Source organism: Actinomadura sp. KC06 (assembly GCF_004348735.1).
Classification (GTDB): domain Bacteria; phylum Actinomycetota; class Actinomycetes; order Streptosporangiales; family Streptosporangiaceae; genus Spirillospora.
Genome location: NZ_SMKT01000261.1, coordinates 1 through 7,634, shown reverse-complemented (window position 1 = coordinate 7,634; position 7,634 = coordinate 1). Strand labels below are relative to the sequence as shown.

Here is a 7,634-nt window from a genome sequence, read left to right as displayed (position 1 = left end):
AGGACGAGGGCCGGGGTGGGGATCTCGGACGCGGCGAGCAGCGCGAGCGCGGCGATCTCGCGTTCGGGGGAGAACTCGGTGCCGTGGGGGCGGCGCGCGGTGACCGGTTCGCTGGACGTCCAGCGGCGCAGGACGAGCCGGTGCGCGCTGCCGGAGCGACTCTCCACGAGGAGGGCGTGGTTGGCGTGCGCGCTGCCGCCCGCGAGCGGCCGCACCATGCGGACCTCGGCGCCCTTGCCCAGACATTCCTCGACCCAGCGCAGCGTGGCGTGGCCGGGTGGAGCGCCGGTCGGCAGGACGGGAGCCGGTGTGCGAGTCACCTGATCCATGAAAACGGATTCCGAAGGGTATTGGGAGTGATTTTGCGAAGACGGAACGTAACAAGATGCACGTCATCGCGGTGCTATGGCGGAGCACCTCCGGTCTTTACGGCGGTAGGCCGGACAAACGTCGCGGATTCCGGTGGGTATCCGAATACCCCCGGAAGTGGATCGCTTGGGCCCCCGCAGCAGTTCGGGTGGGGCCTGGAGCGGCCCCACCCGTTCTAGAGCAGTGTCGAGCGCCGTCAGTCCTTGGACTCGCGGCGGGGGCGGAGCAACGCCTCGGCCAGGGCGAGCATCGTCTCCTCCAGGGTGGACAGCCGCTTCAGCACGTCCTCGTGCACGGCGTTGACCTGCTTGGAGACGTCGTCGTGGACGCCGTCGACCTTCCGGCCGACCTCGTTCTCGACGTGCGCGACCCGCTTGGCGAACTCGGCCTGGGCCGCGTCGGCGCGCCGGACGGCCTCGTCCTGCATGCCCTCCACGCGCCGCGCGAGCTCCTCGTGGACGCCCCCGACGTGCCGCGTGACGTCCTCCTGCATGTTGCCGACCTGCTTGACGACGTCCTCGTGGATGGTGCCGACCTGCCGCGTGACGTCGGCGTGGATGTCGCCGATCCGCTTGCCGAAGTCGTCGTGGACGCCGCTGACCTGCCGCGACACCTCGGTGTGGACGGACTCGACCTGCTTGGTGACGTCGGCGTGCACCGACTCGACCCGGCGGGACACGATGTCGACCTGCGTGGTGAACTCCTCCAGCGCCCCGTCGACCCGCTTGGCGACCTCCTCGTGGATGCCCTCGATGCGCTTGCGGACGTCGTCGTGCACGTCCTCGAACCGGCGGGAGAACTCGTCCATGCGCTTGGCGACGTCGCTGTAGGCCGTCTCGGCGATCTGCGACATGGTCGCCCTGACCTCGTCGCGGTCCGGCCGGGCGCGCAGCTCCTCGATCAGCGGGTCGACGGCCTCGGCGAGGTGCTTCTCCAGCGCGTCGAAGCGGTCGCCGTGGTCGGCCGGGGCGCGCTGCACGAGCTCGGCCAGCATCCGGTGCAGCTCGGCGATCTCCAGCGTGGCGGGGAGCCGGGTGATCCGCTCGCCGACGCCGTCGATGCGGCCGTCGACGCCCTCGAGCCTGCCGTCCAGGCCCTCCATCTTGCCGGACAGCCCTTCGAGGCGGCCGTCGACGCCGTCCAGCCGCCCGTCGAGGCCGTCGAGCCGGCCGCCGACGCCCTCGACCCGGCCGTTGACGGCCTCCAGGCCCTGCTCCATCCGCTCGGCCATCTCGCCGAGCGCCTGGTCGACCCGCGCCGTGACGCCGTTGATCGAATGCTCGAGCCGCTCGGACCGGTGCCCGAGCTCCGCCAGCGACTTGTCGAGCCGGTTGAACCGGACGGACGCGGCCTCCATGCTGCCCTGGAGCTTGTCGAGCCGCTTGGTCATCTCGTCCATGCGCTGCGACGCCTGCTGCGTGGCGTCGGTGATCTGCTGCGCGGAGTCGAGGACGGACTGGATGCGGGCCAGGCCCTCGTCGACGTTCTCGGCGACGACGCCGACGTCGGCCCACAGCGCGGGCAGCTCGGCGACGGGCTTGACCCGCTCGCCGAAGGCCTCGATGTGCTCGGCCAGCCCCTCGGCCCACTCCGGGGGTTTGCCCACCATCTCGTCCATCTGCCCGCGGACGCTGTCGATCTGCCCGGTCAACCCGCTGAGCTCCCGCTCGCGGACCTCGCGGAGCAGCCACTCCATACCTTCCAGCCGCTGGCGAATCTCGTCCAGGACCTGACCCTGTGAGCGCTGTTCATAGACGTGGTCCTGCGCCGCACGGGCGAGCAACTCCCGCATCCGATCCGAGACCGGTTGACCCCCCGTCTGCAGGAAGTTGTGATTCGTTTCCACCCGATGCTCCTTCGTGTGCCGGCGCGACGAAATGACGCACGGCAATGAATCTCTGGAGACGCCACTGTAGTGCGTTCGGGCGGTCGCTATAACGGGGAGCAGAGAACATTGTGAGTTCTGTGTAATGTGCCTGTTACCCGGCTGGGGCGAATAGCGAGAGTTCTCCGGTGGCAAGGCATTTACCCGCTTTGCGGCTATCGCCCCGATTGTGGTGATGAGCGGAGTGGAGGGGTGCTGGAGCGGCGGTCGCGGGCCGGTGTTCTGTCCGTACATCTCGTCCGACATCGGCAGTTGGCGGACCGCCGCCGCTCACGGCCGGAGCGACACGTGTTCGTGGAATGTCATGCCGTCCGGCGGGTCCCGGGCCATTTATGAGACGTATTCGGGAGCGCGGAAGTCCCGGTCGGCGAACCTGACTTGGTGTTTTTCGGGCTCGCCATCCCGGCGTGCCGATTTGCGCTCGACGTTACCGCCTTGCCAGGCACCCGCAATCTCTGGTGAACGCGATGCCGGAAAGCGAAGATGATTTGCCCGGACGTGGCGCGTCGCCCGGTCTCGCTTGGCGCGGCCGGACGGCGGGAAGATCTTTGGACTCGATCGGCGTTCCCCGCCGTTCCGGGCGGGTCCCGGGCCGCGCGGGTCACGAACGGGGGACGGGACGGGTGAGGAGGGCGACCGGCTCCCGTCCCACACGGGTCACCACCAGCGTCAGCTCCTCCGCCCCGGCGCGCGACGCGCGGCGGCCGCCGAAGCCCAGGTCGCGGCGCAGCCGGTCGACGTCGACCGCCGAGCCGCGCTTCTTCACGGTGAGCACGCCGACGCCGCGCCGCCGCAGCTCCGCGCGCAGGCGCTTGACGGAGAACGGCAGCACGTCGTCGATCTCGTACGCCGACGCGAACGGCGTCGGACGAAGCTCGTCGGACGTGACGTACGCGATCCGCGGATCAGCGAGCCCGCCGCCGACCAGCGCCGCGACCTCACCGACCAGATGGGCGCGGATCACGGCGCCGTCAGGCTCGTACAGATAGCGGCCCCATGCGCGGACGTCCGGGTCGTCCAGGCCCTGCGGCGTCAGCGTCCACGCACGCGTTTCGGCATCGGACTGGGTGTCGGACGGGAGCAGAGTGGCTCGCCGACCAACGTCCCCAGCGAGTTCGCCAAGCCATAGGGCCGCTTCCTTAACGTCCCCACCCACGGAGACCCACTCTGCTTCCGCACCGTCCGGGACGGCCTCGTGCGGAATGCCCGGGGCGACCTTCACGCAGGCGGCCGGTGCCCGACCGGCCTTGTCCAGGACGACGTCCAGCGGCGGCTCATACGAGCGAGGATCAAAGACTCGGCCTCGTGCCGTTCGACGTCCAGGATCCGCGAAGACGGCATCGAACCCGCCAGGCTCCTCCTTAACCGCATCACCAACGCGCACAGAGACGAGACCGTCCAGCCCTAGGGAAGCCACGTTCGCCCGCGCCACATCAGCCGTCAGCGGGTCGATTTCCACGCCCTCCCCAGCGAGACCCACGCGCGCCCGTGCGATGAGGTCGGCACCTACCCCGCAACCCAGCTCCAGCACCCGCGCGCCGGGCAGACGATCAGCGAACCGTCGCGCACGGTGCGACGCCACACTCGCGCGGGTCGACTGTTCGAGCCCCGCCTGGGTGAAGTACATGCGGCCGGCGTCGTCGCCGAACTTCGCCAGCGCCCGCTCGCGCAACCGCACCTGCGTGAGCGCGGCGGCGACGAGCGCGGGATCGTGCCGTTCGCGGAGCCGGGACGCCGTCGCGAGCAGACTGTCTTCGCTCACGTCCAGCCCCGCCGCCTCGCCGAGCAGCGCCTGACCGGACGGGCCGAGCAGAGCCCTGAACGACGCGCTGTCCATAGAAGGACGTTAGCGATGTCCAGGAAGAGACATCGGGGGCCGTGCCGGGAAGCGACGTCCAAGAAGCGAACGTCCGCGGACCCTGTTCGGGCAGTTGGCAGCGCGTGAAGTTAGCCTTCGGTGAACGAGGGCAGGCGGCTCCGGGGCGTCTCCGTGTCCGTGTTGACTGCTTAACGGGCACGGAATAGTCTCCAGACTGGCACTCTCCGAGGGAGAGTGCCAACAACAGCGACGAAGGTCGGTCTGGCACCCGCGACGACAGGCCGGTCCAGGGTCGCCTCTTCTGTCACATGTGCTGGCCGGCCCACCTGTGGCCGGCCGAGGACCAATCGAAGGGGAGGTCAGATCGTGACGACCGCCACCAAGGTTGTTCTCAAGCCGCTTGAGGACCGTATCGTCGTCCAGCCGCTTGAGGCCGAGACCACCACCGCGTCGGGCCTGGTGATTCCGGACACCGCCAAGGAGAAGCCCCAGGAGGGGACCGTCCTTGCCGTTGGCCCGGGCCGTGTCGACGACAAGGGCGAGCGCGTCCCCGTCGACGTCAAGGTCGGCGAGGTCGTGCTCTACAGCAAGTACGGCGGCACCGAGGTCAAGTACAACAACGAGGACTACCTCGTCCTCTCGGCCCGCGACGTGCTCGCGGTCATCGAGAAGTAATCACCGAGAACGTGATGCACCCGCCCCGGTCGGCGCCGCCTTCGGCGGGCCGGTCGGGGCGGATCGCGTAAAGAGGAGTATCCGCATGGCGAAGATCCTGGAGTTCGAGGAGGACGCTCGCCGGGCTCTTGAGCGCGGCGTCAACGCTCTCGCGGACGCCGTCAAGGTGACGATCGGCCCGCGCGGCCGCAACGTCGTCATCGACAAGAAGTTCGGCGCGCCGACGATCACCAACGACGGCGTCACCATCGCCCGCGAGGTGGAGCTGGAGGACCCCTACGAGAACCTCGGGGCCCAGCTCGCCAAGGAAGTGGCGACCAAGACCAACGACATCGCGGGCGACGGCACCACCACGGCGACCGTCCTCGCGCAGGCGATGGTCCGCGAAGGCACCCGCAACGTGGCGGCCGGCGCGTCGCCGCTCTCGCTCAAGCGGGGCATCGACGCCGCCGCCCAGTTCGTGTCCGACCAGCTCCTCAAGTCGGCCCGCGAGGTCGAGGAGAAGAGCGAGATCGCGCACGTCGCGACCATCTCCGCGCAGGACCCGCAGATCGGCGAGCTGATCGCGGAGGCGTTCGAGAAGGTCGGCAAGGACGGCGTCATCACCGTCGAGGAGGCCCACACGATGGGCCTCGAGCTGGAGTTCACCGAGGGCCTCCAGTTCGACAAGGGCTACCTGTCGCCGCACATGGTGACCGACCCCGAGCGCATGGAGGCCGTCCTGGAGGACGCCTACGTGCTCATCGTGGACGGCAAGATCTCCAACGTCCAGGAGTTCCTGCCGCTGGCCGAGAAGGTCGCCCAGACGAAGAAGCCGCTGCTCGTGGTGGCCGAGGACGTCGAGGGCGAGGCGCTGGCCCTGCTCGTCGCCAACAAGATCCGCGGGACGTTCACGTCCGTCGGGGTGAAGGCGCCGGGCTTCGGCGACCGCCGCAAGGCGATGCTGGGCGACATGGCCACCCTCACCGGCGGCCAGGTCGTCAGCGAGGCCATCGGCCTCAAGCTCGACTCCATCGGCCTTGAGGACCTCGGCCGCGCCCGCCGCATCACCGTCACCAAGGACGCCACCACCATCGTCGACGGTGAGGGCGCCGCGGACGACATCACCGCCCGGATCAACCAGATCAAGGTCGAGATCGAGAACTCCGACTCCGACTGGGACCGGGAGAAGCTGCAGGAGCGCCTCGCCAAGCTGGCCGGGGGCGTCTGCGTGCTGCGCGTCGGCGCCGCCACCGAGGTGGAGCTGAAGGAGAAGAAGCACCGCCTGGAGGACGCCATCTCGGCGACCCGCGCGGCGATCGAGGAGGGCATCGTCGCCGGCGGCGGCGCCGCCCTGGTGCACGTCGCCAAGGAGGGCTTCGACACCCTCGGCCTGTCCGGCGACGAGGCGACCGGCGCCGAGGCCGTCCGCCGCGCGCTGGACGAGCCGCTGCGCTGGATCTCCGAGAACGCCGGCCAGGAGGGCTACGTCGTCGTCTCCAAGGTGCGCGCGCTGCAGCCGGGCCACGGCTACAACGCCGCCACCGACGAGTACGGCGACCTGATCGCGCAGGGCGTCATCGACCCGGTGAAGGTGACGCGCAGCGCCGTCACCAACGCCGGCTCGATCGCGGGCATGCTGCTCACGACCGAGGCGCTCGTGGTCGACAAGCCGGAGGAGGCCGAGGAGGCCGCCGGCGGCCACGGTCACGGCCACGGGCACGGTCACTGAGACCGCCCTTCCCCGGACGGATCGTCCGGAGACCAACGGCAGACCCCCGTCCACCCGGACGGGGGTCTCGCCTTTTGGTGCTGAACGTCCCCTCTGTTGGTCAACGAGCTGTTTCCACCTGTTTGTCCGAGTGTGGGCGGGTAGAAATCGGGAACGTATCGCAGTTGACCGCTCACCCTGCGTAGTATCTCCAGGACTGCTCCAGCACTGTGACCATTCCGTTGTAGAGGACGGTGGAGACACGCCCGGCCGCGCTGGGCATCATGCTTGACGTGACCGAGGGATGCTACGCCGGGACCATGACCGCTAGCGCCGCCGAACCCTCGGGAGGGCTCGCCCCTCCGATGCCCCACGACACCGGCCGTGGGATAAGGGTTCTGCGCGCGGCGAAAGCGGCCGACGGTGACCTCAGAGAGCTGACCAGCCTCGCCGTCCAGGGCGACCCGGGGGCCATCGAGGTCCTCATCGCCGAGGTTCGCCCGATGATCGTCCGGTACTGCCGGGCCCGTCTAGGACGGGTCTCCGGGCAGTACCACATCGCGGACGACGTCGCCCAGGAGGTCTGCATCGCCGTCCTGTCGGCCCTGCCCCGCTACCGGGACATGGGCCGCCCCTTCGCGTCCTTCGTCTTCGGCATCGCCTCGCACAAGATCGCCGACGCGCTGCGCAGCGCCGTGCGCGCGGCCGTGCCGACCGAGGACCTGCCGGACGGTCCGGACGACCGTCCAGGGCCCGAGGAGACGGTGGTGCGCTACATCGAGGCGCAGCGCGCCCGCGACCTGCTCACCCGCCTTCCCGACCACCAGCGCGAGCTGGTGCTGCTGCGGGTGGTGGCGGGCCTGTCCGCCGAGGAGACCGGTAATGTACTGGGCATGTCCGCGGGGGCTGTACGGGTCGCGCAGCACCGGGCTCTGGCCCGGCTTCGGGCGATGGCCAGAGAGGAGTCGATCGCTTGACGGAGCGCGGCCCCTTCACTGGCATGCGGGGCGCCCCGGGTCCGGCCGAGCCTTCGAACTCCGGCGGTTCCCCCGCGCCGGCGGGCCTGCCGCAGGCCGCCGCCGGAACGCCGGCGGACCTCAGCGCGGTACGCCGCACGGACGCGATCATCGACTCCCTGGCGGCCCGGCGCGCTGCCGGCTCCACCGCCCGCTCCCCGGCCCCCGAGGCTGCCCCCC

Annotated in this window: 6 protein-coding genes and 1 pseudogene; 4 read left to right on the top strand and 3 right to left on the bottom strand. The window is 70.0% G+C overall.

What is annotated here, in order from left to right:
- From E1287_RS40685 to E1287_RS40675, 3 genes and pseudogenes are all read right to left on the bottom strand, one after another.
- Nucleotides 1-329, bottom strand: a pseudogene (locus tag E1287_RS40685) (aminoglycoside phosphotransferase family protein); the annotation flags it as partial.
- 236 nt (nt 330-565) lie between these two features.
- Nucleotides 566-2,215: an apolipoprotein A1/A4/E domain-containing protein gene (locus tag E1287_RS40680; protein ID WP_131971061.1), complete on the bottom strand. Its 1,650-nt coding sequence runs from the start codon at nt 2,213-2,215 to the stop codon at nt 566-568.
- A 640-nt stretch (nt 2,216-2,855) separates the two neighbouring features.
- Entirely contained in the window at nt 2,856-4,091 is a 1,236-nt protein-coding gene (locus E1287_RS40675; RefSeq protein WP_131971059.1) for an SAM-dependent methyltransferase, read from the bottom strand.
- A gap of 345 nt (nt 4,092-4,436) precedes the next feature.
- On the opposite strand from E1287_RS40675, the gene groES reads away from it, so the two are divergent.
- The 4 genes from groES to E1287_RS45210 all read left to right on the top strand — a co-directional run.
- A complete protein-coding gene (gene groES / locus E1287_RS40670) occupies nt 4,437-4,748 on the top strand; it encodes a co-chaperone GroES (RefSeq protein ID WP_205717442.1) in 312 nt (103 codons plus the stop codon).
- Nucleotides 4,749-4,833: 85 nt separating this feature from the next.
- Entirely contained in the window at nt 4,834-6,459 is a 1,626-nt protein-coding gene (gene groL / locus E1287_RS40665) for a chaperonin GroEL (RefSeq protein WP_131971057.1), read from the top strand.
- A 344-nt stretch (nt 6,460-6,803) separates the two neighbouring features.
- A complete protein-coding gene (locus E1287_RS40660; RefSeq protein ID WP_131971063.1) occupies nt 6,804-7,415 on the top strand; it encodes a sigma-70 family RNA polymerase sigma factor in 612 nt (203 codons plus the stop codon).
- Nucleotides 7,412-7,634, top strand: a 223-nt coding sequence (locus E1287_RS45210) for a hypothetical protein (protein ID WP_207934761.1), incomplete at its 3' end; no start/stop codon positions are given. The genes E1287_RS40660 and E1287_RS45210, both read left to right, overlap by 4 nt.

What these genes read in the sequence shown, in the direction of transcription:
- E1287_RS40675 (WP_131971059.1), bottom strand. Translation starts at nt 4,091, where the DNA reads ATGGACAGCGCGTCGTTCAGGGCTCTGCTCGGCCCGTCCGGTCAGGCG.
- groL (WP_131971057.1), top strand. Translation starts at nt 4,834, where the DNA reads ATGGCGAAGATCCTGGAGTTCGAGGAGGACGCTCGCCGGGCTCTTGAG.
- E1287_RS40660 (WP_131971063.1), top strand. Translation starts at nt 6,804, where the DNA reads ATGCCCCACGACACCGGCCGTGGGATAAGGGTTCTGCGCGCGGCGAAA.